This is a genomic window from Urinicoccus massiliensis (assembly GCF_900120405.1).
Classification (GTDB): Bacteria; Bacillota; Clostridia; order Tissierellales; family Peptoniphilaceae; genus Urinicoccus; species Urinicoccus massiliensis.
Genome location: NZ_LT635493.1, coordinates 987768 through 1013792, shown reverse-complemented (window position 1 = coordinate 1013792; position 26025 = coordinate 987768). Strand labels below are relative to the sequence as shown.

At 45.3% G+C, this 26025-nt stretch carries 25 protein-coding genes and 1 tRNA gene; 2 read left to right on the top strand and 24 right to left on the bottom strand.

From position 1 onward, the window contains the following. The 6 genes from BQ7400_RS09390 to BQ7400_RS09365 form a co-directional block, all read right to left on the bottom strand. Nucleotides 1-1647, bottom strand: a complete 1647-nt coding sequence (locus BQ7400_RS09390; RefSeq protein WP_034437802.1) for an amino acid ABC transporter ATP-binding/permease protein — start codon at nucleotides 1645-1647, stop codon at nucleotides 1-3. Beyond that, a complete protein-coding gene (locus BQ7400_RS09385; RefSeq protein ID WP_072470293.1) occupies nucleotides 1634-3352 on the bottom strand; it encodes an ABC transporter ATP-binding protein/permease in 1719 nt (572 codons plus the stop codon). Before BQ7400_RS09385 ends, BQ7400_RS09390 begins: the two co-directional genes overlap by 14 nt. After that, on the bottom strand, nucleotides 3345-3719 hold the full coding sequence (locus BQ7400_RS09380) for a YbaN family protein (protein ID WP_072470292.1): 375 nt from the start codon (nucleotides 3717-3719) through the stop codon (nucleotides 3345-3347). The genes BQ7400_RS09385 and BQ7400_RS09380 overlap by 8 nt, the downstream gene beginning before the upstream one ends. A gap of 315 nt (nucleotides 3720-4034) precedes the next feature. Beyond that, nucleotides 4035-4949 (bottom strand): DMT family transporter, encoded by a 915-nt coding sequence (locus BQ7400_RS09375; protein ID WP_072470291.1) that lies wholly within the window; start codon nucleotides 4947-4949, stop codon nucleotides 4035-4037. Nucleotides 4950-5054: 105 nt separating this feature from the next. Next, a complete protein-coding gene (locus BQ7400_RS09370; protein ID WP_072470290.1) occupies nucleotides 5055-5468 on the bottom strand; it encodes a PaaI family thioesterase in 414 nt (137 codons plus the stop codon). Between the two features lie 9 nt (nucleotides 5469-5477). Further along, nucleotides 5478-6518 (bottom strand): DNA polymerase IV, encoded by a 1041-nt coding sequence (locus BQ7400_RS09365; protein ID WP_083553325.1) that lies wholly within the window; start codon nucleotides 6516-6518, stop codon nucleotides 5478-5480. Between the two features lie 159 nt (nucleotides 6519-6677). On the opposite strand from BQ7400_RS09365, the gene BQ7400_RS09360 reads away from it, so the two are divergent. Next, nucleotides 6678-7292: an HAD family hydrolase gene (locus BQ7400_RS09360; protein WP_072470288.1), complete on the top strand. Its 615-nt coding sequence runs from the start codon at nucleotides 6678-6680 to the stop codon at nucleotides 7290-7292. 61 nt (nucleotides 7293-7353) lie between these two features. Beyond that, nucleotides 7354-7429: transfer RNA gene (locus BQ7400_RS09355), tRNA-Thr, on the top strand. Between the two features lie 518 nt (nucleotides 7430-7947). On the opposite strand, the gene BQ7400_RS09350 is transcribed toward BQ7400_RS09355, so the two are convergent. The 18 genes from BQ7400_RS09350 to BQ7400_RS09265 form a co-directional block, all read right to left on the bottom strand. Beyond that, complete coding sequence (locus tag BQ7400_RS09350; protein WP_072470287.1) at nucleotides 7948-8379, bottom strand: type II toxin-antitoxin system HicB family antitoxin; 432 nt, start codon at nucleotides 8377-8379, stop codon at nucleotides 7948-7950. 31 nt (nucleotides 8380-8410) lie between these two features. Beyond that, complete coding sequence (locus tag BQ7400_RS09345; RefSeq protein WP_072470286.1) at nucleotides 8411-8605, bottom strand: type II toxin-antitoxin system HicA family toxin; 195 nt, start codon at nucleotides 8603-8605, stop codon at nucleotides 8411-8413. Between the two features lie 103 nt (nucleotides 8606-8708). Further along, complete coding sequence (locus BQ7400_RS09340; RefSeq protein ID WP_072470285.1) at nucleotides 8709-9701, bottom strand: hypothetical protein; 993 nt, start codon at nucleotides 9699-9701, stop codon at nucleotides 8709-8711. 45 nt (nucleotides 9702-9746) lie between these two features. Beyond that, nucleotides 9747-10373, bottom strand: a complete 627-nt coding sequence (locus tag BQ7400_RS09335) for a metal-dependent transcriptional regulator (protein ID WP_072470284.1) — start codon at nucleotides 10371-10373, stop codon at nucleotides 9747-9749. 116 nt (nucleotides 10374-10489) lie between these two features. Further along, nucleotides 10490-11323, bottom strand: coding sequence for an ATP-binding cassette domain-containing protein (locus tag BQ7400_RS09330; RefSeq protein ID WP_072470283.1), 834 nt, complete (start codon nucleotides 11321-11323; stop codon nucleotides 10490-10492). Beyond that, nucleotides 11316-12254, bottom strand: coding sequence for an ABC transporter ATP-binding protein (locus BQ7400_RS09325; RefSeq protein WP_245759431.1), 939 nt, complete (start codon nucleotides 12252-12254; stop codon nucleotides 11316-11318). The genes BQ7400_RS09330 and BQ7400_RS09325 overlap by 8 nt, the downstream gene beginning before the upstream one ends. Further along, nucleotides 12254-13099 (bottom strand): ABC transporter permease, encoded by an 846-nt coding sequence (locus BQ7400_RS09320; protein WP_072470282.1) that lies wholly within the window; start codon nucleotides 13097-13099, stop codon nucleotides 12254-12256. The genes BQ7400_RS09325 and BQ7400_RS09320 overlap by 1 nt, the downstream gene beginning before the upstream one ends. Nucleotides 13100-13104: 5 nt before the next feature. Then, nucleotides 13105-14034, bottom strand: a complete 930-nt coding sequence (locus BQ7400_RS09315; RefSeq protein ID WP_034437792.1) for an ABC transporter permease — start codon at nucleotides 14032-14034, stop codon at nucleotides 13105-13107. 76 nt (nucleotides 14035-14110) lie between these two features. Beyond that, on the bottom strand, nucleotides 14111-15655 hold the full coding sequence (locus BQ7400_RS09310) for an ABC transporter substrate-binding protein (RefSeq protein WP_072470281.1): 1545 nt from the start codon (nucleotides 15653-15655) through the stop codon (nucleotides 14111-14113). Continuing rightward, on the bottom strand, nucleotides 15642-16871 hold the full coding sequence (locus BQ7400_RS09305) for a M20 metallopeptidase family protein (protein WP_072470280.1): 1230 nt from the start codon (nucleotides 16869-16871) through the stop codon (nucleotides 15642-15644). The genes BQ7400_RS09310 and BQ7400_RS09305 overlap by 14 nt, the downstream gene beginning before the upstream one ends. Further along, complete coding sequence (locus BQ7400_RS09300) at nucleotides 16853-17617, bottom strand: gamma-glutamyl-gamma-aminobutyrate hydrolase family protein (RefSeq protein WP_072470279.1); 765 nt, start codon at nucleotides 17615-17617, stop codon at nucleotides 16853-16855. Before BQ7400_RS09300 ends, BQ7400_RS09305 begins: the two co-directional genes overlap by 19 nt. A 360-nt stretch (nucleotides 17618-17977) precedes the next feature. Further along, nucleotides 17978-18700, bottom strand: coding sequence for a DUF6612 family protein (locus tag BQ7400_RS09295; RefSeq protein ID WP_072470278.1), 723 nt, complete (start codon nucleotides 18698-18700; stop codon nucleotides 17978-17980). A gap of 144 nt (nucleotides 18701-18844) precedes the next feature. Further along, a complete protein-coding gene (locus BQ7400_RS09290) occupies nucleotides 18845-19090 on the bottom strand; it encodes a hypothetical protein (protein WP_144019933.1) in 246 nt (81 codons plus the stop codon). 138 nt (nucleotides 19091-19228) lie between these two features. After that, nucleotides 19229-20491, bottom strand: a complete 1263-nt coding sequence (gene murA / locus BQ7400_RS09285) for a UDP-N-acetylglucosamine 1-carboxyvinyltransferase (protein ID WP_034437788.1) — start codon at nucleotides 20489-20491, stop codon at nucleotides 19229-19231. A gap of 166 nt (nucleotides 20492-20657) precedes the next feature. Continuing rightward, entirely contained in the window at nucleotides 20658-22004 is a 1347-nt protein-coding gene (locus BQ7400_RS09280; protein WP_072470276.1) for an S-layer homology domain-containing protein, read from the bottom strand. Nucleotides 22005-22169: 165 nt separating this feature from the next. Beyond that, nucleotides 22170-22856 carry a V-type ATP synthase subunit D gene (locus BQ7400_RS09275; protein WP_034437786.1) on the bottom strand — a complete coding sequence of 229 codons (687 nt, stop codon included), beginning with the start codon at nucleotides 22854-22856 and terminating at the stop codon, nucleotides 22170-22172. Between the two features lies 1 nt (nucleotide 22857). Further along, nucleotides 22858-24258 carry a V-type ATP synthase subunit B gene (locus tag BQ7400_RS09270; protein WP_034437785.1) on the bottom strand — a complete coding sequence of 467 codons (1401 nt, stop codon included), beginning with the start codon at nucleotides 24256-24258 and terminating at the stop codon, nucleotides 22858-22860. Then, on the bottom strand, nucleotides 24251-26023 hold the full coding sequence (locus BQ7400_RS09265; RefSeq protein WP_072470275.1) for a V-type ATP synthase subunit A: 1773 nt from the start codon (nucleotides 26021-26023) through the stop codon (nucleotides 24251-24253). The genes BQ7400_RS09270 and BQ7400_RS09265 overlap by 8 nt, the downstream gene beginning before the upstream one ends. Nucleotides 26024-26025 lie beyond the last annotated feature (2 nt).

Here is a 26025-nt window from a genome sequence, read left to right as displayed (position 1 = left end):
CTAAGATCGAATCTGTCTTTGCATATAGATGACTGCCTGGCATATTCTTAAGGTAGATTCTCGATGAGATGTGATTAAGATAGTTTTATCTTGCCTATCTTGATAGATAGACTTTAAGATTATCCCTTCTGTCATGGCATCGACATTCGCTGTTGGTTCATCTAGAAGGTAGAGTTTAGGATTTTTTAAAAACAATCTGGCCATAGAAAGCCGTTGCATCTCCCCAGAGGATAAAAGATTTTGATCTCGTACAATTTCTGTATCCAACCCCTGGGGTAAATCCTTTATAAAATCATAAATAGCCGCCTTTTTACAAGCATAAATTAACTCTTCTTCTGTAGCACCTTTTTTGGCAATTAATAAATTATCTCGAATGCTCCCTTTAAATAAGTGGGTAGACTGGGACAAATACCCTATATTCTTTCTTAAGTTGGAACTATTTATCTCTTTTAAATTAATTCCATTATAGTTTATTTTTCCCTTTTCTGGATCATAAAACCGCATCATCAACTGAATAAGGGACGATTTTCCACAACCAGATTTCCCCGCCAATCCAATGATTTGGTTTTTTCCTCCTTCCATAGAAAATTGATCTAATAAGGGTGTCTTATCATGAGAGAAAGTGACTTTTTCAACTTTAAAATTCTCATAATCAAAAGTTTTTCCTCCCAATACTTCGTCTACTTTAGGATCTTCTTTTAAGAGGCCTAGGACTCTCCTGGCACAAGCTAGAGTTACCACAAGATTGTTGGCTAAGGAAGCTAGGGCTGATGTCGGTCCAAAGGAGGATAAAAAGATAACCCAGGAAAAAATAAATAAATTAAAGGGAATTTGTCCATCTTGATAAAGTTTCGCAGCAAAAACTCCAAAAAATCCAGATAAAGCAAAAACCAAAAGCCTCGAAAGGCCAAAACTTTTTCCACTGTCTCTCGTTAAATTTTTTGTAGCTTGATTTAATTTCTTGGTTTGCTCGGTAACTTCTTGCGATCTTTTATCTCCATAGTTAAAGTTGACAAGTTCTTTAATCCCCTTAAAACTTTCTAAAATATTTAGATTGAGATCAGATAAAATTTTTCTTTGGATTGGGCCTAAGTCTCTAGATTTTTTCTCTGTATAAATAGGCACAGCTACTCCAAGAATTAAATGCGAAACAAGTAAACAAAGACCTATGGCCCAATGAATCTTTACCATAAAGATTGTAAGAACCAAGGTATGAATAATGGCAATTATGACCGGAGAAATAGTATGAGCATAAAAAACTTCCATTAATTCAATATCTGCACTGATTACAGAAATGAGTTCTCCTTTATTTTTTTCTTCCATTTTTGCAGGAGCTAAATCTCTCAGCTTGCGAAAAACTTTATCTCGTATAATAGCCAAGGTTCTAAAAGCCACAAAATGATTTAACAGTTGTTCAAAATAGCGAAATAAGGATCGGCATAGAGCCAAAATACCAAAGGTTATTAGGCCCGTTTTAACGTTGAATTCCCCCGTCAAAAGCCAATAACTCCCAAGACTTGGAATCGCCGTAGCCAAAATATGTCCCAAGGCTCCAAAAAAGACAGCTCCCATCATTGGAAAAGCCAAGGGCCTAACGAGAAATAAAAGGTCTTTTAATAAAAGCAATGATTTTTTATAAGTTTGCATTTTTTATCCCCCACTTTTCTAATTCTTCTTGCTGTTGGTAGAGCATGGCAAAAATCCCTTCTTGCTTAACGTGGTTAAAAGGACCTTCTTGTATAACTTTCCCATAATCTAAAAAGTAAATATAATCTGCAATCCGAGTATTTTTTAATCGGTGGGTAATGAGGATAATATTCGTATTTTTCTTTAACTTTTCTAAAAGCTCCAGAATGATTTCTTCACTTTCTGCATCAATGTTGGAAATAGCTTCATCTAAAACTAAAATCCTGGCACCTTTTAAAAGAACTCGAGCAATTGCGAGTCGTTGTTTTTGTCCTCCAGATAAGTTGCTGCCACTTTCACTAATTTTTGTATTTAAGCCTTCTTGTTCTTCGAAATAATCAGCTAAGCAAAGTTGGTCTAAAACTTTCCATAATTCATCTTCACTGGCATTTGGTTTAGCTATTCTCAAATTATAAGCTAGGCTTCCTGTGAAAAAATAAGGAGTATTATCTACATAGGCAAGAGATTCTAGAAGATCTTGGTTTTTTGGATTCGTCTTTTCTCCATAGTAAATTTCTCCTCCTTTCGCCTCAATTTGACCCATAACCAGCTTAGCTATCGTTGATTTTCCAGATCCTGACCTTCCAACCAGGGCTGTAATGGCATTTTTCTTAAAGTTTAAGTTGAGTTTGGTCATAAATGTTTTTTCCGTATAAGAAAAATCTAATCTTTCAAATCTTACCCCTAGCTCACCTGCCTCTAAATGATTTTCGCCATCTCTTTTTTCTTCCATTTCTAGAACAGTGTAGAGATCTTCTGCCGCTGATATTCCTGTCATAGCCACATGAAAAAGGGACCCTAGTTGGCGTAAGGGCGTAAAAAATTCTTGTGATAGAAGAATGAAAATCAAAGAATTCCGTAAATTCATTTCCCCTTTTAAGAAAGCTAAAATAGATAGAACAATTCCCAGACCCGTTCCTAAATATGCCACCAAATCCATTGCTGTAATATTATTAAGTTGAACTACTAAGAGCTTCATCGTCTTTTTACGAAAATCTTCTGCCAAACTGTTTAGTCGTTGATTTTGATCCTCATCTACTTCAAAAATTTTTAACGTTGTCATCCCATAAAGAAAGTCAATAAAAACTTCTGCTAAGTTTGTGTAGGATTTCCAATACGATTTAACAACCCTAGAAGCTAAAGCTTGCACTAAAAGAATTGCTAGAGGAATTGCCGGTATAACAGCTAAAAGAGTTAAAGAAATACTTTTATTCATGGGATAAAGAAGCATAAATAGCAAAAGGGGAGCTAGGATGGAATAAACAACTTGAGGTAACATCTCTGCATAAAAAAGATTCAGTTGTTCAATTCCTTCCACGCTGGTCTGTATGACCTTGGCTATAGACACTTTTTGACCAAAATTTTGTTTAAATCCATAAACTTTTTCAAAAAGAGCCTTACGCAATTTCCCCTTGATTCGAATAGATACAAAATAAGAAACATAAGAATACAAACGAGTAAACAGATAACCAGTTAACATTATGACAACCACTTTACCTGAAAAAACTAAAAATTCTTCTTGTCCCTGAGTTATTTGCATCACAAAATCAGCTAGGACAAAAATTAAGGCAACATTTAAGCCTAAAATTCCTAACTTAAGCATACACAGAATAAAGATGAGTATTTTTTCTTGATCAATTTCTTTTAAAAGTCTTCGATTAAACATACTCTTCCTCCGTTCTTGTTTTCACGCAAAAAAGGAAGTAAACATAATGAAAAATGAGCACCAAAATAAGAGCCAACCTAGCATGAAAATGGTTGACAAAATAAAATGAAATGCCTAAAAAGAAAGTTACCATCGCTAAAATTTTTATCTTTTTTTTGCGAGTGAACCCCTCTTTATTTTTAAGGGGCTCTATGTTTTTTTTGTATAAATTTGTAGATTTAAACCACTGATCAAATTTTTTAGATCCTTTGGAAAAGCAACCTGCCGCTAATAGGAAGAATGGTGTTGCGGGTAATAGGGGTAAGTAAACACCAAGAATCCCTAGACCCATAAAAATAAATCCTAAACAAACAAAAATAGGTTTCACAAAAATCTCCTTTCTGCCGGGTAGACAGAACCTATTTTGCTTTTATTATAGCAAAGAAGATTTTTTATGTAAAGAATTTTGATTCCTCCTATCACTTTAAGACCATTTTATTTTTTGACTTCTACCCAAGCATAGGATATATTTATCCTCTATACTATCACCTGCTCATCTTAACATGACAGGATGTGGTATGTTTTATCCATACAATCCGCATAGAACGAATGTTATGTAATAACAAAATCGAGCAAGCGAAATGCTTACTCGATTAGGTCCAACTTTATGGGGTCACTCTAAAAACGGGTAGTTATGGTTAGCTTAATTTAGCTTGCCAAGCTTCTTTTTTTCAGGAACTTGGGCATAGACAATGGCCGCCATCATAATGGCACAGCCAATGAGCTCTCTTGGAGTCATTCTCTCGTGGAGGTAGATGGCTCCGGAAATAGCTGCAAAGACACTTTCCAGACTTAAAATCAAGGATGCCACCGTAGGGTCTGTGTCCTTTTGGGCCACAATTTGTAGGGTGTAGCCAATTCCTGAGGACAGGATCCCCACATAGAGAATGGGAATAGCTGATTCTAAAATGTTGGCAAAAACCACATTTTCCCTTACCAGGGCCAGGACCAAGGAAAAAAATCCAGCGACAAAAAATTGGATACAGCTCATCTTAACCCCGTCTACCTTGGGAGAAAAATGGTCGATAACCAGGATGTGGACCGAAAACAAGACGGCGCAAATTAAAAGTAGGATGTCCCCCTTGCCAATGTCAAAGCCACTTTTAAAGCTCAATAAGTACATACCAATGGCTGCAATAACTACGCAGGCCCACATCTTCAAGGTCACCCGCTTGCCGATAAAAACCCCCAGCAAGGGGACGATGACTATGTAGAGGGCAGTAATAAAACCGGCCTTGCCAGCAGTGGATTCCATAATGCCGATTTGTTGGAAGGTCATGGCGAAAAATAGGGCCAGGCCACAAGAAATTCCTCCTAAAAGCAGGGTTTTTTGGTCCCCCTTGTCTGGAGCCACGCCATTGTTGGCCTTTTTGTCCCTATTGGATAAAAAGGGAATCACAATAATTAAAAGGAAAAATCCTGCCACCATGTTTCTGGAAAAGTTAAAGGTAAAGGGTCCAATGGAACTTTGCCCTCCCAGAACCTGGGCCACAAAGGATGTCCCCCAAATAAATGCCGTTAAAAATAATAGCAGGTTACCATAAAATTTCTTGCTCATAAAATCCTCCTCTCTCTCTTCTTAGTATAGCATAGGTGATTTTCACCATGCAATCGTTTTTCCAATCTTTTTAAAGAAAGACACAAGTCCCCTTGTGCCCCCTTCCTACCTCTGTGTTCTTACATAAAAATTATAAATTCCGTAGGCAATCCGTCTTTGGTCTTGTTCAATGCTAACTTCCAGTAAAACTGTTTTTTTAGTCTTGTGGATCAGGCTGGCTGTGGCGTAAATCTTCCCCACCTGGCCCGGCCGTAAATAGTCCATACTCCCCTTAAGGGTCACAGACCCCCGACCCACTGCCATGGCAAAGACCCCGGCAGCCTGGTCCCCAATGGTAAAGAGGACACCACCATGGATATTGCCCAGGGGGTTTAGCATTTCATGACCACAATCCAGGCTAATGGTTAAATGGTCGTCTGTGAGTTCTTCAAATTGAAAGTTAAAAAACTCGTAAAAACCCACCTGTCTTTTTTTAAACCGCTCTCGAACTTCTGCTTCTGTTAAGACTAATTGTCCCATAGCTCCTCCTTATAAAAAGGTTAATTGCCGGATGGACCGGTCCATTAAATTGGACAGGCTCACGCCGACCAAGCGATAGCTTTCTGTTTTTTGGTAGACCTCGGGAAACAAGTCTTCCAAAACCAAGACCATGTCTTCTGCCCGGTAGATGGGAAGTTCCAAGGTCCTGGACCGGGTATGGGTTTTGAACTTTCCCGTCTTGACCTTGAGGGTCAGGGTGTAGCCCTGGATATTTTTGTCCAGGCAGTCCCCTTCCAATTCCCGGCAGAGGTCCAGGATATAGGTCCATAAGACTTCCGGATCCTGGCTGGCCCTTTCCAGGGTGGTTTCCGTTCCCAAGCTCTTTCTTTTTCCCGACGGACTGACCTCTCTGGGGTCAATCCCCCGGATCCGATCGTACCATTGGATCCCCGCCTTGTTAAAGTGCTGGTAGAGGAAGGCCCGGTCCAGTTGGTAGAGGTCCCCAACAGTATAAATCCCCAGGGCCTTTAACTTTTCTGCCGACTTTTGCCCCACCCCATGGACCTTTTCCACCTTTAAAGGAAGGAGGAGGTCCGGAATATCCTCGGGACCAATCATAAAAAAGCCGTCGGGTTTCTTCCAATCGCTGGCTAATTTTGCCAAAAATTTATTATAGGACAGGCCCACAGACAGGGTCAGCCCCGTCTTGTCCTTAACCGCTTTTTTGAGGTCCCAGGCCCTTTTTTCATAGTCCCCAGGCCAGTGGTCAATGGCCAGATAGGCCTCATCAATGGAAACCTGCTCCACCAGGGGGCTAAAGGTCTTTAAAACTTCAAAGACCTCCCGGGATTTTTCCAGGTACTTTTCCCGGTGAAGGGGGAGGACCTTGAGTTGGGGACAGAGACTCTTGGCCATAAAAACTGGCATGGCCGAATGAACCCCGTAGGCCCTGGCGGCATAGTTGGCCGTAGTCAAAATCCCATCGTCCCTTTGGCCCCCCACAGCCATGGGCTTGTTTTTATATTCAGGATGGTCCAATTCCTCAACCGATGCATAAAAGGCATCCAAATCCACATGGAGAATCTTCATCATTCACCTAAATTCTAACTGGAATCCAGCACAAGTTAAAAGATACTTACCTAACTAGTATACTACAAGTCCCGGCCTTTTAAAACCGGTAAGACCGGCCAAAACTTTCCCTTCTATTCCCCCTAAAGTGTGGTAAAATAAAGACCATGGAGGTATAGGATGAAAAAAATTGCCCTTTTTGATTTTGATAAAACCATTACCCAGGAACATTCCATTGGAAGCCTGTTAAAATTTATTTTTAAAAATCACCCCCTGCATGCCCTCCCCTTTGTCTTGCGCCTGGTCTTTTCCCTGGTCCACTCCCTACTTGCAGGGGACTACCGCCACTTGAAAAATTCCGTTTTAAGCTACTATGACCTCTTGACCCCGGAAGAAAAAGACATTTTTTTACACCAGGTCATGCCAAAAAAATACTACAAGGACGCCCTGGAAGAACTTTCCCGGAGAAAAAAAGAAGGCTACACCCTCTTTCTCGTCAGCGCTTCCATGGAGGCCTACCTGGTGCCCCTGGGTAGGGACCTGGGCTTTGACTACATCCTGGGAACCCGGTTTATTGACGGCAAGATCCGGGGCCTCAACCATGCCAAGGAAGAAAAAGTCCGCCGGCTCAAGGCCCTTTTTGACAAAGAAAAGATCCCCTATAGCCAAGCCACCACCGTGGCCTATAGCGACTCCTACAAGGACGACAAACCCATGCTGGACCTGGCCCAAGAGAGGTTTTTAATCAACTCTCCCGTCCATGCCCCAGGCTATCAAAACCTAACCTGGAAGTAAATTCTCCAGCCTAGGCCTTCTTGACAGGGGGATTCCCCCGCTGTAAAATAGGACTAGACTTGCTACCGTGGCTCAGTCGGTAGAGCAGCAGATTCGTAACCTGCAGGTCGGGAGTTCGATTCTCCCCGGTAGCTCCATAAAAAAATTTCCATGCTAGAATGGCTTGTTTTCAAGGCTTAGCATGGTTTTTTTATTGCTTTTTCCACCTAGGGTTGGCCTTCCTTGGAATTAACTCTTGATTTATCTTCATGTTAAGTCAGGAGAATACGGACCTTAAGGGGGTGAGAAAATGAAACAAGATAGGCCTCGTTGACCTCCCCCTCTATTGTAGATCCCTTCTTTTCCAGCTAACTTATAAATTCAAGCCCCAATAAAAAACACAGCGAACATTTCATTGTTCCTGTGCTTTTCGTCTTTGAGGATTTCAAATTTTTCTAAACCATATAGCAGTCTTCTTTAGTGTTACCAATAATCCAACTCCCATTTACAAATCCGCCACAGATGATAAGTTCCTACATTTCCTCTTGGGATTCTTTTCGATAAAGGACACCCCATAAATTTTCTGCCCCTCTTCATAACCATTTGACAAAGTGGATTAACTTTCCATTCTTTATAATAATCTGCTTTAATATGGATAGTTTCTAACCAGCAGGACCTAATCAATGTCAAATTCAGCTTTTAAAGCATCTGTTAGTACTTGAGAAAAGTTAATATTTTCATTTTTCCCCATTTCATTTAGATAGCTTGGAATAGTCAAGGTTTTCTTCACATTTTTACAAGCTACTTTTTTTACATAGGCAGCTAAATCTATACCTATCAAACTAAGGAAACTTCCCTTTTGAGAGAAATATTCCTTATCTTCGTCATCTATTTTTGTCGTTAAGTTGACTATATCACTGGAACTTGGCATGGGTTTTCTATCGACATAAAATTCATACAAATAAGTCCCTAAAACATCTTGGGCCATGTGCATACTCTCATTCTCATCTTTTCCACAAGTTACACATCCCTGTAAATCTGGAAATACCACAGTATAGCCTTCTTCCTCTAGGTTTTTATAAAAAATAGCTGGATACGTCACAAACATAAAATCCCTCCTTATGTAGGTAAGGAGGGGCTTATTTCAGCCCCGCTTGTTTCAAGATTAGGTGTTCCAAGGGTTTTGGTAAATCCTTGGATCCATGGTCAGGAACAGTTGTTATCCTTCCTGTCTTGAAATTCTTAAATTTCTTATGGGAACCATCTCCACTTTTAATATAAGTAAAGCCGTTCTTTTTAAGAAATTTAATCATCTGCTTAGACGTCATTGGCATGATGATTCCTCCTTACAAGATTAATCATACGTGCTAATACGTATTTAGTCAAGGCTTTTTAACGTTTCTATAGAAAAAGCGTGAACACCCAGTTCACGCTTTTTTATTCTGCATCTTCACTTGTTTTTTGGGCCTGGTCTTGGCTTGTTTGACCTGGCACATAGTCTCCGTCATGGCGGACATAGACCATGTAGACATTCTTGTCGGACTTGTATTCTCCCATAAATTGGGGCTTGTACTGCTTGTCTGTAGCCCTGGTAATTTCAAAGGCCGGGACTTGGTAGTAAAAGTCGATTAAGTCATAGTTGTCATTGATGCCGCCGATGTTTTTACCCAATTGCCGGACCAGTTTTTTAATGGCTGTCTCCTTGGACCAATTGGGCTTGTAGGCCAAGGTCAAGGGGTTTCGTTTCCCATAGGACAGGTAGTGGACCAGGCGGTGGTTTTTATCCATGACCACTGTGGCCTGGTTACCAGAAGACCGAATGTCTCCATCAATGTATTCCCTAAAATAATAGGCAGTTAAGTCGCTGTCCTTGTATTTTTTTGCCCAGATCAGTGTTGGATAAAGGGCCGCCCCTTCAAAGCTCTTGTCCTGGGACAGGCAGGTGTTAATTTCTGTCAAATAGTTGAAGTAGTCCAGGGCGTAGCCCAGGTCTTCCTGGCTGGGGGTGACTGCTTCGGCCTTTGTTTCATAGCGGTGGGGCTTGTCCTTTAACAAGAGCTCCCGGATCATACTGGCCCCCATTTCATAGTCTACCAGGTAGTCTCCCACTTCTGTCAATTGGCTCAGGTCTTTGCCTCCACTAAAGTCATTGACGCCTTCAATCATAAGGCTGGGGTCTTCCAGGTGGTTGCCCGCTTCATGAAAGAGGTCTACCCCATTGACAGACCCCACCACTCCCTTGGACAGGGGGGTGTCGTTTTGGACTTCCTTTATTTTTGTAAAAATGGATTTTTCTTTATTCTTTTTGCTTTTGCCTTCCTGGCTGGATTCTTTCTGGAAAAAGTCCTTGGCTCTTTCTAGGCCTGGCTCCAGGCTTGAACAAGCTGTCAGGCACAAGCTCAAGGAAACTAGCAAGATTAGTTTTTTCATGGCTCCTCCTATCTGTGTTATTTTACCACAAATTAGGCATCTTGACTATTTTTTTACCACCAGAATATTTTCCGCTTCTTTTTTACTCAGGGTGGCATTTTTCCCTTCCAGTCTCACAGTCATATTTTCAGAAAATTTTTTCCTCAACTCCAGTTGGGCGCCAGGCAGTAGGCCCCGGCGTTCATAGTGGTTGTAGTTGAGTTCATCAATAATTTGCAGGATTTCAAAGGGCCCCTGGTCTTCCTTGTCCCACAAGGATTCTGCAACTTCTTGGCCCCCATTGACATAGATGGGGCCTCCATGGGGACAGGTTTTGGGATAGGCCAGGTACTTGTTTAGTCGGTCAATGAGCTGGCCGTCAGAAGCATGCTCCAAACTTTCCGCCAGTCCATGGACCTTGTCCGGAGGATAGTCCAACTTGGTCAACAAAAAGGTCTCCCAAAGCCGGTGGCGGTCTAAGAGGTTCTTGACCCGGTCCTCCCCTTCCGGTGTAAGGGTAATCTTATGAAAACTCACTTGGACCCAGTTATTTTCTTTTAACTTACGGATCATTTCTGTTACAGAAGCAGGAGCCACATTTAAATCTTCTGCAATTCTTTTATTGCTGGCATGGCCATAGCGAAGCATAAGGTCGTAAATGACCTTTAAGTAACTTTCTTGTTGTCGACTCATTTTTCCTCCCTCCTAATTTGGTCGGCCTAAATTGATTCATGTTCTCATTATACACCAGTTCCCGGAATTTTTCCACGAAAAAAGCAGAGATTTTGACAACCTCTGCTTGACTTGTCTTAATTTTCTTCCTGGGCACAAATAAAGCTGGCTTTCCTTTTTGAGGGATGGTCAACGGGAATGGCCCTTAGGAGTTTTTTGGTGTAGTCCTCTTGGGGGTGGATAAAAATTTCATCCCGACTCCCCCTTTCCACAATTTTTCCCTTTTCCATTACAGCCACATGGTGGCAGAGGTTGGCCACAACAGCCAAGTCATGGGAAATAAAGAGGTAGGTGAGGGAAAATTCCTTCTGGAGGTCCTTTAAGAGGTCAATGATTTGGGCCTGGATGCTGACATCCAAGGCCGAGGTGGGTTCATCTAAAATCACCAGGTCCGGTTGGGTCACCAGGGCCCGGGCAATACTGATTCTCTGCCTTTGGCCTCCGGAAAATTCATGGGGGTAGCGGTTGTAGTAGCTGGAAGATAGGCCACAAAGTTCCATGGTTTCTTTGACCCTTTCCCGGGGGTCTCCTTGGACCCTCCCAGGCATATTTCTTAGGCTTTCCAGGATCATATTGCCTGCTGAAAAGCGGGGGTTTAAGGATGAATAGGGGTCTTGAAAGACCATTTGGATTCGGGGCCTCACCTTGCGAAAGTCTTTTTTAGACAGGGTCACCAGGTCTTGGCCGTCAAAGAGGATTTTCCCTTGGACTTCCCGGTAGAGGCCGATGATGCACCGGGCCAGGGTGGACTTACCGGACCCCGACTCACCAACAATTCCCAGGGTTTTTCCCTGGTCCAGGCTAAAGGATACATTGTCCACGGCCAAAAGTTCTTCCTTTTGACCAAAAAGTTTCTTCCCCAGGGTGAATTTTTTTGTTAAATTTTCCACTTCTAATAGGCTTTTAGTCATGGTCCACCTCCTGGTGGTTGGCAAAGATGGAAACCATATGGCTTTCCGATAGCCAAATTTCTTCAAAGGGCTCTTCTTGGTCAATTTCCTCTTGGGAGGCTTGGACCCGGATGCTTTCCACATGGCTTTCAATGCCGTCTGCATGAATGTTTATGCTGGGTCTTGCCGCCAAAAGGGCCCGGGTATAGGGGTGGGCAGGTTGGTCAAAAATCTCAAAAACGGTTCCCCTTTCCACCACCCGGCCATGGAACATGACCACAACATAGTCGGCCATTTCCGCCACCACGCCCAGGTCATGGGTAATGAGGAGGATGGCCGTGCCGGTTTTTTTCTTAAGCTGGTCCAAAAGACAAAGGACCTGGGCCTGGATGGTTACGTCCAAGGCCGTTGTAGGCTCATCAGCAATTAGGAGCTTGGGCTTGTTGGCCAGGCCCATGGCAATCATGACCCTTTGCCTTTGGCCCCCGGAAAGTTGATGGGGGTAGGCCTTTAAAATTTTTTCAGGTCGCGGCAGGTCCACCATTTTTACCAGGTCCAGGGCCCTTTGCCTGCTTTCTTTTTTCCCCAGGTCCTGGCCGATTTTCAAGGCCTCTTGGATTTGGTAGCCAATGGTCAGGCCGGGATTTAAAGAAGTCATGGGTTCTTGAAAGATCATGGCCATTTCCCTCCCCCTCATTTGCCTTAATTGGCTGGGGGACATCTTTAAGAGGTCCTGGCCGTCAAAGAGGATTTCCCCTTGAACTACTTCTGCTTGCTTCTTGGGAAGAAGGCCCATCATGGACAGGGCGGTCACACTCTTCCCCGACCCTGACTCTCCAACAAGGCAGGTGGTGGAGTGGGCCGGTATGGAAAAATTGACTCCCTGGATACTCTTTACCAGGCCTTGGTCTGTATGAAAATAGGTGTGTAAATTTTTAATTTCAATAAACATTAGGCCCTCCTTTGCTTGGGATCAAAGGCATCCCGAATTCCATCTCCCAGGACATTTAAGGCGAAGATGCTCAAGGCAATGGCTAGACCTGGAAAGAGGGTCAGGTGGGGATAGTCTCGAATATAGGCCCGACCAGTAGAGAGCATGGCTCCCCATTCCGGTGTAGGTGGGGCAATGCCCACCCCGATAAAACTTAAAGAAGCTGCCGATAAAATAGAGACCCCTACACCTAAGGTTGCTTGGACAATTAAGGGGCCCAGGCAGTTGGGTAAGATGTGGACCAACAAAAGTCGTCCCAGGCCGGCCCCTGTCGTTTGGGCCGCTTCAATGTACTCTTGCTTCTTCACCGACAAAACACTAGCCCGCATAATCCGAGCATAGCCCGGAAGACTGGAGATGGATACGGCTAAAATGACATTGCCAATCCCTCCCCCCAAGGCTGCTGCAATGGCTATGGCCAAAACCAATTGGGGGATGGCCAAGAGCATGTCCATAATCCGCATGATAAATGCATCCAGGGGGCCTTCAAAAAATCCTGCTAGGGCTCCCAAAAAAGTCCCGGCGATTAAAGAAACCACCATGGACCCCAGGCCAATTAAAAAGGACAGGCGGCCACCATAGAGGATCCGGCTCAGGATGTCGCGACCAAATTCATCGGTTCCCAGGATGTGGCTAGCGGAAGGAAGTTGGAAACGGTCCACCAGGGCCTGGTCTGCATAGCCATAAGGCGTCAAAACCGGGGCCAGGATGCAAAAAAGGATCATAATCCCCAAAAGGGCCAGGCCAAAGACAGCCAGTTTATTTTTTTTAAATTGTCGCCAAAAATCTTTGGATCTTGAATGCATCTTTGTCACCTGCTCTTACTTCTTATTTTGGGGTCAACTACGGAATAGAGAATGTCAACCAAGAGGGAAATCAAACAATAGGCCAGGGCAATAAAGAGGACCCCGCCCAGGATCAGGGGGTAGTCCCTGGTCTTTATGGATTCCACCATAATCCGGCCAATGCCGGGAATGGAAAAAATTGTTTCCGTCAAGACAGACCCCCCTAGGAGGCTGCCCATTTGGAGGCCGATACTGGTGATTACTGGCACCAGGGCATTTCTCAAGGCATGGATGATAATGACCCTGGATTCCTTGACCCCCTTGGCCCGGGCTGTTCGAATATAGTCCTGGTCCAAGACATCCAGCATGGAGGACCGGGTTTGCCTTAGAATGACGGCTGTGGACTGGAGTCCCAGGGCCATTCCCGGCAAGATCATGTACTTAAAACCCATAAAACCCGAGGAAGGCAAAAGTCCCCAACGGACAGAAAAGAGAAGAATTAAAAGCAATCCCGACCAAAAGATGGGCATGGCCAAACCAATGAGGCCAAAAACCATGGAAATTTGGTCCCAGACTGAATATTTTTTCACTGCACTGAAGATCCCCAGGCCAATGCCGAAAAAGAGGGCAATGGACAGGGAGAAAAAGGCCAGCTTCAAGGTGTTGGGAAAGACTTGGGCCAGGGTGTCTGTGACAGAATTTCCCGTAATGTAGGACTTACCCAGGTCAAAATGCAAGAGGGCATTTTTTAAAAAACGACCGTATTGGATAAAGAAGGGGTCATTTAAACCCAAAGACTCCCTGGCGGCCTCCATGGCCTCCTTGGGTGCTGTGGCCCCCATGGTGGCTGTCACCGCATCTCCAGGGGTAAAATACAGGAGGGTAAATACAATAAAACTCACACCAATCAGGGTGGGTATCAGGGAAAGTATTCTTTTGAAAATATACTTCAACATAGGCTATCCTTGTCCTTTATTAAAAGACAAGTTCCCACAAGTCGTGGGAACTCGCCAGCTCTTCATTTATCCTATCTTATTTTTCAATGGTCCATAGGGCTTGGGAGGTCCCGGCCAGGATATCAAAGTTTTTGACAGCCTTGCTGGCTCCCAGGACTTGTTCTCCATTGGCAATGTAGATCCAGGGGTGGTCCTTGTCTACCACTTCTTGGGCTTGCTGGTAGAGTTGTTCCCTATCTGGGCCGTTATCCAATTGGATGGCGTCAGACAAGAGCTTGTCCACTTCCGGATTTTGGTAGAACATGAAGTTGGGTCCTTCTCCTAGGTTCTTGGAGTGGAAGGGAGAGAACATGGCATAGTGGATATCTTGGATGGATGGGTTCCAACTCATGATAAACATGTCGTGTTCCTTGTTTTTCACCGCATTCATATAGACGCCCCATTCCAGGGTGGTAATTTCTACATTGTAGCCCAGGTCTTGCAATTGGGCTTGAATAATTTGGGCCATGTCTTGTCTTTGTTGGTTGTCGTTGACATAGAGCTTAAAGGTGTGGCCCGGTTCAATGCCTGCCTCTGCAAATAATTTTTTGGCCAGGTCAGGGTCGTATTTTCTAGCTTCCAACTTGTCAGAAATACTGTAGGGGAATTCAGGATTGACAGGTCCTGTCGCCACCTTGCCCACTCCTTGGAAGACGGTCTTTACAATTTCTTCCATGTTAATGGCATGGGCCATGGCTTCTCTGGCCTTGGGGTTAGCAAAGGCCCCATCTTGGTCACAACGTAGACCTAAGAAGTGGATGGACCGGTCCAGGCGACGGAAGACTTGCAGATTTTCATTTTCTTCAATTTTTTGAATGTCCTTGGGGGCCACTTCATAGGCCAGGTCAACCCCGCCACTTTCCAATTCAATAACCCGGTTGTTGGCTTCAGGAATAATCCTTAGGACCAGGTTTTTTATCTTGGCCTTGTCGCCAAAGTAGTCATCAAAACGGCTCAGCTTGATTTCTTGGAGTTTGGTCCAGGAATCAAACTTGTAGGGGCCAGTCCCAACAGGGGCCTTGTCATAGCCATCTCCGGCTTCTGTTACAGCCCTTTCACTTAAGATGGCTGCAGAGGGATGGGCCAGGGCAGCCAGGAAGGACCCGTCTGCTTGGTTTAGCTTAAATTCTAGGGTCAAGTCATCTGTGGCCTTGAGGCTTTCAGGGATAATCTTGCCAAAAATGTAGCTGTAGCCATCGCTGTTAATGAGGCGTTTCAGACTAAAGACTACGTCGCTGGCCTTCAAAGTATCTCCATTGTGGAATTTAACTCCGGGTTTCAAGTGGACGATAAAGGTCTTGGCGTCAGGTTGGTCTATGGATTCTGCCAGACTTTCCACCAGCTTTCCATCCTTGTCCACGTCCATGAGCTTGTTGTAAATTTGCTTCATAACATTTTCTGAATAGACGTCGTTGTATTTTTCAGGATCCAGGGTAATGGCATCCGAGGCCACCGCCACTCTTAGGGTGTCGGGATCTTGACTTGCGCCAGCTGGGGCCTCTTTAGACCCTCCAGATCCTCCACAGGCGGTAAGAACTAGGACCAGGGCCAGGGCCAAAAGGCCTAATTTAGTTTTCTTCATCTCTCTCCTCCTCATGTGTTTTCAATAGTTGTATCGATAGGCTCACCATAAGACGGGTCATATAGACCAGGCAATTTTCATTAATCATAAATTGATTATTGTGAGCTTGGGGTCCAAGGCCCGTTCCAATCCAGAGAAAAAGACTGGGAACTTTTTGGCTATAAAAGCCAAAATCTTCTGCTCCAAGTTCCGTCCCGGGGTCATCCATCAAATAATCTTGTATAGACATAGAATTTATACCCAAATTCAAATCTTTTATAAGATTTTTAAGGCTATTTTTTAAATAATCCAGGGCATTTTTTTGTAAGCTCGGGTCATTATAGACACTGGGGTAGCCTTCCTTGAAGGTAAATTCCCCCCGTCCTCCATAGAGCTGGGGAATTTCCCGGACAATTTTTTCCACCATCTCCTTTAGGTCCTGACGAACTTGGGGGTTCATGGACCGAATCATGCCGTCAATGTGGATGTGGTCCGGCAGGATGTTAATGGCCTGGCCCCCATGAATTTTTCCCAGACTCAGGGTGTATTGGTCTTGGGGGTTAAAGAGCCGGTCTTTTAGGCTGTAGATGTGGTCTAAAACTTTAGAGCTGATAAAAAGAGCGTCCACCCCCTCCTTGGGCCGGGAGCTGTGGGAGGCCTTGCCATAAATATCTAGGCCAATGGCATCGGAATAGGCTGTGGTGTAGCCCTTTTGGATGCGGATTTTCCCCTCCGGAGCCACCCAAACGTGAAAGCCCAGGGCCAGGTCAACGTCATCTAAAAGGCCACTTTTGACGATTTCTCGCCCGCCTCCTCCGGCTTCTTCCGCCGGTTGAAAAATCAACTTGACCCGGCCGGGAAGTTGGTCTTTTATTTGATTTAAAACCTTGGCCACACCCAAGAGGTTGGCTGCATGGGCATCATGGCCACAGGCATGCATGACTCCTGGATTTTTAGAGGCAAAGGCCAGGTCTGTTTCCTCCTGGATGGGCAGGGCGTCCATGTCTGCCCTAAGGGCCAGGGTGGGGCCGGGAAGGCCTCCTTGGATTTCTCCCACCAGGCCTGTCTTGGCCACCCTCTTGCAAGGAATGCCCCAGGCCTGTAACTTTTCCTGAATGAAGGCCCTTGTTTCCACTTCCTGAAAGGAAAGTTCCGGGTGCTCATGAAATCTCCGGCGGTAGCTGATGACTTCCTCCTGGCCTTGGTCCACCAGGTCCATTAGTTTTTCAAAATCCATGGTTCACCTCCCACCATAACTTCTATAAAATAGCGAAACAATTCATTCATGTAACTTGTTTTTCCACCACCCACCATGTCTTCCGGGTGCCATTGGACACCCAAGAGGGGCTGGTCCACCCCTTCAACGGCTTCCACCACCCCGTCCTGGGTCCGGCCGGTAATCCGTAAGGCCTGGGGAACAAAGCGACAGGATTGGTGGTGGATGCTGTTGGTGTAAATACTCTCTTGGCGGAAGATTTTTCGCATCAAGGACCCCTCCAGTAGGTCCACCCGGTGGTGGGGGTAGGACCGGTCAATGAATTGATGGTGGCTCAGGGTACTTTTCTTCCTCTTGCTTAAGTCCTGGTAAAGACTCCCACCTAAGAGGACATTCATCAGCTGCATCCCCTTGCAAATGGCCAGGATGGGTTTTTTCAAGACAATGGACCCAGTCATAAGCTCTGCCAAATATTCATCCGTTTCCGGATCAACAGGTCCCAGGTCTTTTGTGGGTTCTTCATTATAGAACATGGGGTTGAGGTCCGTGCCCCCGGGGAAAATCAATCCATCACAAAATTCCAACATCCGCATCCCGTCTGTGGCCCGTTTGGAAAAGGGAATCATCAGGGGGGCTCCCCCATTGTTGGAGACAGATTCCACATAACATGAATTGATATAGGTAATCCACTTTTCCCCAAAGGGCGGGTCGTCTCGGCGACACCTGGTGGCTACAATGCCAATAACCGGTCGATCTTTTTCCTTCATAGGTCCTCCTTTTTTGGTCTTCTACTTCTTCCTGTCCATTTCCCTATAAAAAAGGGAAGCTATACAAATAGCTCCCGGACAAATGACATAACCCCTATTTAATCTTCATGATAAGAGGTTAAGGGCCGGCAAGTCATGGCAAAAGGAGTCCAAGATTCTAGCCCAGTCATAGGACATGTCCTAGAGGCTGGCGGTCTTTGCGACATACAGACTTCTTGATCCATGGCTTATCGCCCCCTTCCATGAAAAGCAGGTCCTTCCTGCTTAGTTTTTACCATAATAGCAGCTTCTCTAACTCCTGTCAACAAAAAAATGAAAAGCCTCCCTAGCCCAACCAAGAAGACTTTTCACTCTTTCCAATCATTCCTTTATGATTTCTTCCTTAATCTCATCAGGAAGTTCAAGGCCTTCCAATTCATTCACTCTACTATACTGCCCCTTTTGCTGGATGGTCCTTTCTTCCTTAGATTCCTTATTGTAAACCTGAGCTTCCCAGTCATAAGACAAGGGAAACCCCGTCTTTTTATCAAAGCTAAAGGTCACCTTTAAAGACATTAATTCATCAAAACTTTCTTTTCCTTGGAGGATAGTTTTGATTTCCTGGATATTTTCATCCCCTGATGCCAAAGTCAAAATATAGGCATCTCCCTCTTCTTTGACCTGGTAAAATCTTTCTAAAGGTCTTAAAAGAGTTTTGGTACTAAGCTCTGTCTTAGCCTTAAATTGACTACCTTCCATTGGGGATCTTTTTTCCCAGGACCCATCTGTTTTTTTATGAAAGATGGAATCATCGAGGCGAAATTCTTCTCCTTTTTTTATCTTATCCCCCTCTTGACTTTCCCATTGAATGTGGGAAATATTCGGCTCCTTCATGGCTTCAATTTGAGAGATTATTTCATAAGAGTCCCCTTGCGCCCTTGTTTCTAAGCAGTAGGATCTTAGGTCCCCCTCTTCTTTGATTCGGCTAAAAATCTTCTCCTGATTTTGGCTTTCATGGTCTTTACTAGAAGGACTATTCTCTACTTGACCACAGGCCATTAAGCAGACAAGAAGACCTAGCCCTAGCAAGATTTTTCTCTTCATTGGATTTTCCTTTAATCTAAAAATATACTTACAAATAAACTTAACTTATTTATAAAACAAGATAGATTCAAAAGCTTAAATTGTATTCAACGATTCTTTCATCTCTTGCTCTATTAAACAAGTTTGTTTTACCCGCTTCTTATCTTATTTCCTTTTTCCTCCCCTATTTTTTGGCCCTATAAATAAATTGTACAAGGGAATCGCACCTCCTACAAGGGCAATGGCTACAGCGATTTTTTCATTGCCAACTATATGGGCCCCTTCACCATTCAAATAGCTTAAGACTACCCCAACTACAGCACATATAAGCACTGCGATAAAAAGATTTCTCCACTTATTTTTCATAAAAATCTCCTCTTTTCTTGGCCATCCTTGAAACTCTTTATCCAAGGCTCGAGAATCAAAAAGTTTCTAGTCCCAAGTAAAATAGCCCTCTTAGTCTTTCTTTTATACCCAATTTTTACCAAAAAAAGCATGCTCTTAAATTTTTCTACAAAAATAGAGGTGTCTCCACCCCTATTTTAAAATTTATTGGTCTACTTGGACCCTTTGAATATTGGCCCCCAGACTCCTAAATTTTTCTTCGATATTTTCATAGCCCCGGTCAATATGGTAGATTTCTCCCACCTCAGTGACCCCATCGGCTACCAGGCCGGCTAGGATTAAGGCGGCTCCGGCTCTTAAGTCCGTGGCATTGACCTTGGCTCCCTTGAGCTTTTTACCCCCGCTAATCATGGCCACCCGTTCATCTACACTGATGTCCGCCTTCATTTTTTTCAGCTCATCTACGTGCATAAAGCGGTTTTCAAAAACAGTTTCAATGGCCGTACTGGTTCCCTTGCACTGGGTCATAAGGGCGATAAATTGGGCCTGCATGTCCGTAGGAAAACCCGGATAGGGCAGGGTCTTGATGTTGATGGCCTTCAGGTCTTGGCCCCCCTTGACCCGGACTGCATCGTCAAATTCTTCCACCAGGCAACCAGCTTCTTGGAGCTTGGCTATAATGGGTTTCATGTGGGAGGGAATGATGTTTTCAACCAAGACATCCCCACCGGTAATGGCTCCGGCCACCATAAGGGTACCGGCTTCAATCCGGTCGGGAATGATGCTGTGCTTGGTGCCTCCCAGCTCCTTGACCCCTCGAATCCGGATGGTGGACGTTCCAGCTCCGGTAACCCGGGCCCCCAACTTGCCTAAAAAGCTGGCCAGGTCCACAATTTCCGGTTCCATGGCGGCATTGTCAATGATGGTTTCTCCCTCGGCCAAAACAGCCGCCATCATGATATTTTCTGTAGCCCCTACAGAGGGGAAGTCCAAATAAATCCGCCCCCCCTGTAAGTGGTCTGTATAGGCTAAAACATTTCCAATGTCCTCTTCCACTTCCACACCCAGGGCCCGGAAGCCCTTTAAGTGGAGGTCAATGGGTCTGGACCCGATGTTGCAACCCCCAGGCAGGGAATTTTCCGTCCGGCCCAGACGGCCCAAGAGGGGACCCATGACGAGAAAAGAGGCCCGCATCTTACTCATGAGCTCATACTTGGTCTTATAGTTGTTGATCTTGCTGGCATTGATCTTCAATTCTCCAGGCCCCAAAGGTTGGACATCCGCCCCCAGGCTTTCCAAAACCTGGCACATAATTTTCACATCTTTTAAGTCCGGAACCTCTTCTAGGTAAATATCCTCTGTCCCCAGTAGGGATGCTGCAATGATGGGAAGAGCCGCATTTTTTGCTCCACTAACCCGGACCTTGCCTCTTAGGGGTCCGCTGGAAGTGACTTGAATTTTTTCCACTCTACCTCTCCTTTATTTTAATCTCTTTATTTTTAATTTTATTCTTTTATTATACCATAGGAGGGCCTGTAAATAAACCAAGCCTTTTCCAATCCAATTCCTACTTTTTCCCATAAGAAAAAGCTCCAGGCTTAGCAGGAAAGCCTAGAGCTTTGTCATTGGCATTCTATGATTTTTTCTCCACTTGGTCTCTTAAGTTCAACATCATCAGGCTGGCTTCCTCCCGGCTGGCTGTCCCCTGGGGAGCGAAGAGGCCCCCACTGCGGCCATGTAAAATTTTACGCGCTGTTAAACCCGCCACGGCCTTGCGGTATAGGGGGTGGATTTTTTCCCAGTCCTTAAAGGAAGGATCCACAGAGGAGTCATCATAGCCCATGGCGGCGTAAACCATCCGGGCCATTTCCTCACGACTGATGAGTTTTTCCGGGCGGAAGATACCCTCTCCGTACCCATCCACTAGGCCGGCCTTTTTGGCGGCAGCAATGGCCTTGGCATAGTAGGCATCCTCCGGGACATCCCTAAATTCCGTCTGGCCTTCCTCCATGGGCAAGGCCAGGGTCAGGGCCATCAATAGGGTAAATTCTCCCCGGCTCATGGGTTCTCTCCCCCGAAAAGTTGCCAGCCCCTTGTAGGCGGCCGTGTTCATATTCTCCCGGTCGGCACGTTTAGGAACATCTTTTGCCCAGGGGGAAGTGGTGGAAAGTTCGCAAGCATAGTTTATTATCTTCATGGTGTCATAGTAGCGCCGGTCCTTGCCCTGGGAACCCATGACCACAGAGATCAACCGCCTGCCCCGGCGGGTACAAGTTGTGGTGAGACATTGGCCCGAATAGGGAGCCGACCCTGTTTTAAAACCGTCCACGCCTTTGAAGTAACGAAAGTCTCGATAAAATTTGTTGGTGGACCGGTAGACCTGGTCTTTAAACCGGGCCTGGTGCTTGGACGTGGTCTTTAAAATCTCCGGATATTCCTTGATAATGGACCGGGTCAAAAGCGCCTGGGCCCTGGCTGTCACTTGGTTGGGCTTGAGGCCGTTGGCCTCCGTATAATAAGCATCCAGCCCCAGGTCCCTGGCCTTTTGGTTCATTAGGTCCACAAAGCCGTCCTCCGAACCACCACCCATGTATTCCGCAATAGCAATCCCCATTTGGTTGTTGCTCCGAACCATGTAGGGGTCAAACAAGTCTCCCAAACGCTCCTCTTCAGCAAAGGGAGTTTTGTCCCAAGGAGATTGGGTCCGGGCCTTGTCCGAAATCGGAATCATCGTATCCCAGCTAAGGTCTCCCCGGTGGATGGCGTCCAGGATCAAATAAGCCGTCATCACCTTGGCCATGGAGGCCGAAGAATAGGCCTTGTCCGCATTTTTTTCATAAAGGACCTGGCCTGTGTCATAATCCATAACAATGGCCCCTTTTGCCGTAATTTTCGGCTCCTCCATGGCAAAGGACGGCCCCGGTGTCAAGACCACGGCAAGAATTAACATCCCCACAAGGACTTGTTTCAATCTTTTCATTACATCACCCTTCAAGTCAAATTTACCTTTTATTATAACAAAATCTCGGCCAAGAATCTCCTCTTACGAAAATTTTTCCCTAGCTCTGATATGGCCATAGGAAAGGAGAATAGTTCCTTAGTAAAAAGACTAAAGAAAATGCCAAAGGCAACCTTTGGCATTTTTTCAAGCTTCTAATTCTTCAATTCTTCTTTTTCTTTTTTCTTCTTTTTCCTCTTCCTTGGAAATAATGTCCTTGACCTTCATCAACCTGGTGATGTTGGCCCGTTCATTTTCATCCAACTTGGCCCGGATGTATTTAATGGTGTCTTCCAGGTCGGGGATGGTTCTAAATTCCAAGGCGTTGACCCGGCGTCTGGTCTTTTCAATTTCATCGGCCATAAGCTGGGCGGCTTTTTCCTTTTGGGCCAGGTCCAAGAGTCTTTGGAGGACTTGGTTTAATTTCATCATGGCCTCGTCTAGGTCGGCTGTTGTTTCCAAATAGCCATAGGGCAGGCCGGAATCATTGACTGCAATGTCCTCGGTTTTAAAGGTCATCTTGGGAACCTGGACACTCATGACATTTTCCACTTGGATATCCAGGTAGGTCCTCTTGATGGGGATGGAGATGGCAGCTTCCAACATTTCCGGACTCATAAGGGCCGAGGCCAGTAAAAAGTCTTGGAAGGAAAGGGCCAATTCTCTTTCTACCTCTCCCCTGAGGCGTTTGTTTTCTTTAATCAGGTCGATAAATTGCCGCATGAGCTCATCCTGCTTGTCTTTTAAAAGTTTGTGCCCCCGGGTGGAGGTGGACAATCTTTTTTTCAGTAGGGAGAGGTTCATCCGGGTAGGATTAATATTTAAAACAGTCATATTATTCCTCTTCTTCTATCTCTTGACTTCCTTCATCCTGGCCTAGGTATTTTTCAATGAGCTTATCATCAATTCTCTTGAGCTCGGTTCTGGGAATGTAACTCAAGAGCTCCCAACCCAGGTTCAGGGTTTCTTCAATGGACCGGTTGGTGTAAAAGCCTTGGGATACATAGCGTTTTTCAAACTCGTCGGCAAATTTGGCAAAGGCCTTGTCTGCCTTGGACAGGGCTGTTTCCCCCAAGATGGCGGACAATTCCTTGGCATCCTTACCAGCTGTATAGGCTGCATAGATTTGGTTCATGGTGTCGGCATGGTCTTCCCGGGTCTTGCCTTGACCAATCCCCTTGTCTTTCAACCGAGACAGGGATGGGATGGCATTGATGGGAGGTTCTAGACCTTGCTTGAAGAGTTCTGTGGACAGGATGATTTGTCCTTCTGTAATATAGCCTGTCAAGTCAGGAATGGGGTGGGTGATGTCCCCTTCTGGCATGGTTAGGATGGGGATTTGGGTAATGGATCCTTCCCGTCCCTTGATTCGGCCGGCCCGTTCATAGATACCGGCTAAGTCAGTATAGAGGTAACCGGGGTAACCCCGACGACCAGGAACTTCCTTCCGGGCTGCGGAAACTTCCCTTAGGGCTTCTGCATAGTTGGTCATATCGGTCATGACAACTAAAACGTGCATGCCCAGGTCAAAGGCAAGGTATTCGGCACAAGTCAGGGCCATTTTTGGTGTGGCCAACCGTTCAATGGCAGGGTCATCGGCCAGGTTCATAAAGAGAACGGACCGGTCAATAGCGCCTGTTTCTGTTAAGTCATCGATAAAGTATTGGGCTTCTTCAAAGGTAATCCCCATGGCTGTAAAGACAACAGCGAAGTCTCCTCCTCCCAATACCTTGGCTTGCCGGGCAATTTGGGCGGCCAGGTCATTATGGGGCAGACCTGCTGCTGAGAAGATGGGGAGTTTTTGCCCCCGTACCAGGGTGTTTAATCCATCAATAACGGAAACTCCTGTTTGGATAAATTCCGAAGGATAGTCCCGACTAACGGGGTTGATAGGGGTCCCGTTGATATCGATTTTTTTATCGGGAACAATCTTGGGGCCATCGTCAATGGGACGGCCCAGGCCGTCAAAGACCCTGCCAATCATGTCCTTGCTGACACCAAGTTCCAAGGGACGACCCAGGAAACGGACAGAGGTGTCCTTTAGGTTAATCCCACTGGATCCTTCAAAGATTTGCACCATGGCCTTGTCTTGGTCGATTTCAATAACCCTACCTCGGCGGTGCTCTCCTGTTTGCATTTGGATGTCCACTAGTTCTTCATAGTTAACACCTTCTACGCCTTCCACCATCATCAAAGGGCCCACAACTTCGTTTACAGACTTGTATTCTTTAAGCATTCATGTCACCCCTCTCCCGGTATAGAGCCTTGGTTTCTTGGTCGATGCTCTCATTGATGGCATCAATCTCTTCCAGGTCACATTCACAAACATATTTCATTCTGGAAATTTTTTCCACAACATCTAATTCTTCAATTTCTTCCAGATATGCTCCATTGTCCAAGGCCTTGAGGCCCTTATCGTAGAAGTTCAAGATGGTGTAGAGCATCTTGTATTGCTTTTCTAGGGAGCAATAGGTGTCCACATCATGGAAGGCATTTTGTTGGAGGTAGTCTTCTCTCAAAGACTTGCTAATGTCCAATTTAAACTGGTCTTTTTCAGACAGGGTGTCCCGTCCAACCAGGCGGACAATTTCCAAGAGGGATGTTTCCTCCTGTAAGAGGGCCATGGCTTGTTTCCGGTAGTTGGAAAAGTCCTTGTTGACGTTTTGGTCCAGGTACTTGTCGATTTTCCCTTGGTAGAGGGAATAGGAATCAATCCAGTTAATGGCAGGGAAGTGGCGTTGGTAGGACAGGTCGTAGTCCAGACGCCAGAAGATCTTTACAATCCGCAGGGTGTTTTGGGTAACGGGTTCAGAAATATCCCCTCCTGGTGGAGACACGGCTCCAATGACGGAAAGAGCTCCTTCTCTTTGGTCTTGACCCATACATTCCACCCGGCCAGCTCGTTCATAGAATTCAGCAATCCGAGATGCCAAGTAGGCTGGGTAACCTTCATCACCAGGCATTTCTTCCAAACGACCACTCATTTCCCGCAGGGCTTCGGCCCAACGAGAGGTGGAATCTGCCATCATGGCTACGGAATAACCCATGTCCCGGTAGTATTCGGAAATGGTAATCCCTGTATAGATGGAGGCCTCCCGAGCGGCTACTGGCATGTTGGAGGTGTTGGCAATTAAAACCGTCCGCTTCATAATGGATTCGCCAGTTTCTTGGTCAATCAATTCTGGGAATTCCATCAATACGTCAGTCATTTCATTTCCACGTTCTCCGCAACCTACATAAACCACAATTTCAGCATCGGCCCATTTTGCCAATTGATGTTGAACCACTGTTTTCCCAGATCCAAAGGGTCCTGGAATAGCTGCAGTTCCCCCTTTTGTAATGGGGAAGAAGGTATCAATAACCCTTTGTCCTGTTACCAAAGGAGTGTTGGGGTCAACCTTCTTTTGGTAGGGCCGGCCGCGACGGACGGGCCACTTTTGGATCATATTTAATTCTTTTTTGCCCTTTTCTGTTTCTAAAACAGCAATGGTTTGGTCAACGGTAAAGTCTCCTTCCTTAATTTCAAGAATCTTCCCTGCCACCCCATTGGGCACCATAATCTTATGGACAATAACTGGTGTTTCTTGGACCTGGCCTAGGATGTCTCCGGCTTCCACTTGGTCCCCCACCTTGGCTGTGGCCTTAAAGGTCCATTTCTTTTCCCGGTTTAAATGGTAGGCTGTGACGCCTCTTTCTAAAAAGTCTCCTGCCAGGTCTTGTAAGCTTTGCAGTGGTCTTTGAATTCCATCAAACATCTGCTCTAAAAGTCCGGGTCCCAGCTCTACAGACAGGGGCAAACCTGTTGTAACAACCACATCTCCAGGGCCTATCCCGGTGGTTTCTTCATATACTTGGATGGAGGCCTTGTCCCCCCGCATTTCTATAATTTCACCAATGAGTTTGTTATCTGAAACCTCCACAACGTCATAGACATTGGCATCTTCCATGCCCGATGCCACAACAAGAGGGCCGGATACTTTTATTATCTTTCCTTGTTTCAAAA

Coding starts and splice junctions, on each gene's coding strand:
- BQ7400_RS09390 (WP_034437802.1), bottom strand. CDS start 1,647: ATGCAAACTTATAAAAAATCATTGCTTTTATTAAAAGACCTTTTATTT.
- BQ7400_RS09385 (WP_072470293.1), bottom strand. CDS start 3,352: ATGTTTAATCGAAGACTTTTAAAAGAAATTGATCAAGAAAAAATACTC.
- BQ7400_RS09375 (WP_072470291.1), bottom strand. CDS start 4,949: ATGAGCAAGAAATTTTATGGTAACCTGCTATTATTTTTAACGGCATTT.
- BQ7400_RS09370 (WP_072470290.1), bottom strand. CDS start 5,468: ATGGGACAATTAGTCTTAACAGAAGCAGAAGTTCGAGAGCGGTTTAAA.
- BQ7400_RS09365 (WP_083553325.1), bottom strand. CDS start 6,518: ATGAAGATTCTCCATGTGGATTTGGATGCCTTTTATGCATCGGTTGAG.
- BQ7400_RS09360 (WP_072470288.1), top strand. CDS start 6,678: ATGAAAAAAATTGCCCTTTTTGATTTTGATAAAACCATTACCCAGGAA.
- BQ7400_RS09350 (WP_072470287.1), bottom strand. CDS start 8,379: ATGTTTGTGACGTATCCAGCTATTTTTTATAAAAACCTAGAGGAAGAA.
- BQ7400_RS09345 (WP_072470286.1), bottom strand. CDS start 8,605: ATGCCAATGACGTCTAAGCAGATGATTAAATTTCTTAAAAAGAACGGC.
- BQ7400_RS09340 (WP_072470285.1), bottom strand. CDS start 9,701: ATGAAAAAACTAATCTTGCTAGTTTCCTTGAGCTTGTGCCTGACAGCT.
- BQ7400_RS09335 (WP_072470284.1), bottom strand. CDS start 10,373: ATGAGTCGACAACAAGAAAGTTACTTAAAGGTCATTTACGACCTTATG.
- BQ7400_RS09330 (WP_072470283.1), bottom strand. CDS start 11,323: ATGACTAAAAGCCTATTAGAAGTGGAAAATTTAACAAAAAAATTCACC.
- BQ7400_RS09325 (WP_245759431.1), bottom strand. CDS start 12,254: ATGTTTATTGAAATTAAAAATTTACACACCTATTTTCATACAGACCAA.
- BQ7400_RS09320 (WP_072470282.1), bottom strand. CDS start 13,099: ATGCATTCAAGATCCAAAGATTTTTGGCGACAATTTAAAAAAAATAAA.
- BQ7400_RS09315 (WP_034437792.1), bottom strand. CDS start 14,034: ATGTTGAAGTATATTTTCAAAAGAATACTTTCCCTGATACCCACCCTG.
- BQ7400_RS09310 (WP_072470281.1), bottom strand. CDS start 15,655: ATGAAGAAAACTAAATTAGGCCTTTTGGCCCTGGCCCTGGTCCTAGTT.
- BQ7400_RS09305 (WP_072470280.1), bottom strand. CDS start 16,871: ATGGATTTTGAAAAACTAATGGACCTGGTGGACCAAGGCCAGGAGGAA.
- BQ7400_RS09300 (WP_072470279.1), bottom strand. CDS start 17,617: ATGAAGGAAAAAGATCGACCGGTTATTGGCATTGTAGCCACCAGGTGT.
- BQ7400_RS09295 (WP_072470278.1), bottom strand. CDS start 18,700: ATGAAGAGAAAAATCTTGCTAGGGCTAGGTCTTCTTGTCTGCTTAATG.
- BQ7400_RS09280 (WP_072470276.1), bottom strand. CDS start 22,004: ATGAAAAGATTGAAACAAGTCCTTGTGGGGATGTTAATTCTTGCCGTG.
- BQ7400_RS09275 (WP_034437786.1), bottom strand. CDS start 22,856: ATGACTGTTTTAAATATTAATCCTACCCGGATGAACCTCTCCCTACTG.
- BQ7400_RS09270 (WP_034437785.1), bottom strand. CDS start 24,258: ATGCTTAAAGAATACAAGTCTGTAAACGAAGTTGTGGGCCCTTTGATG.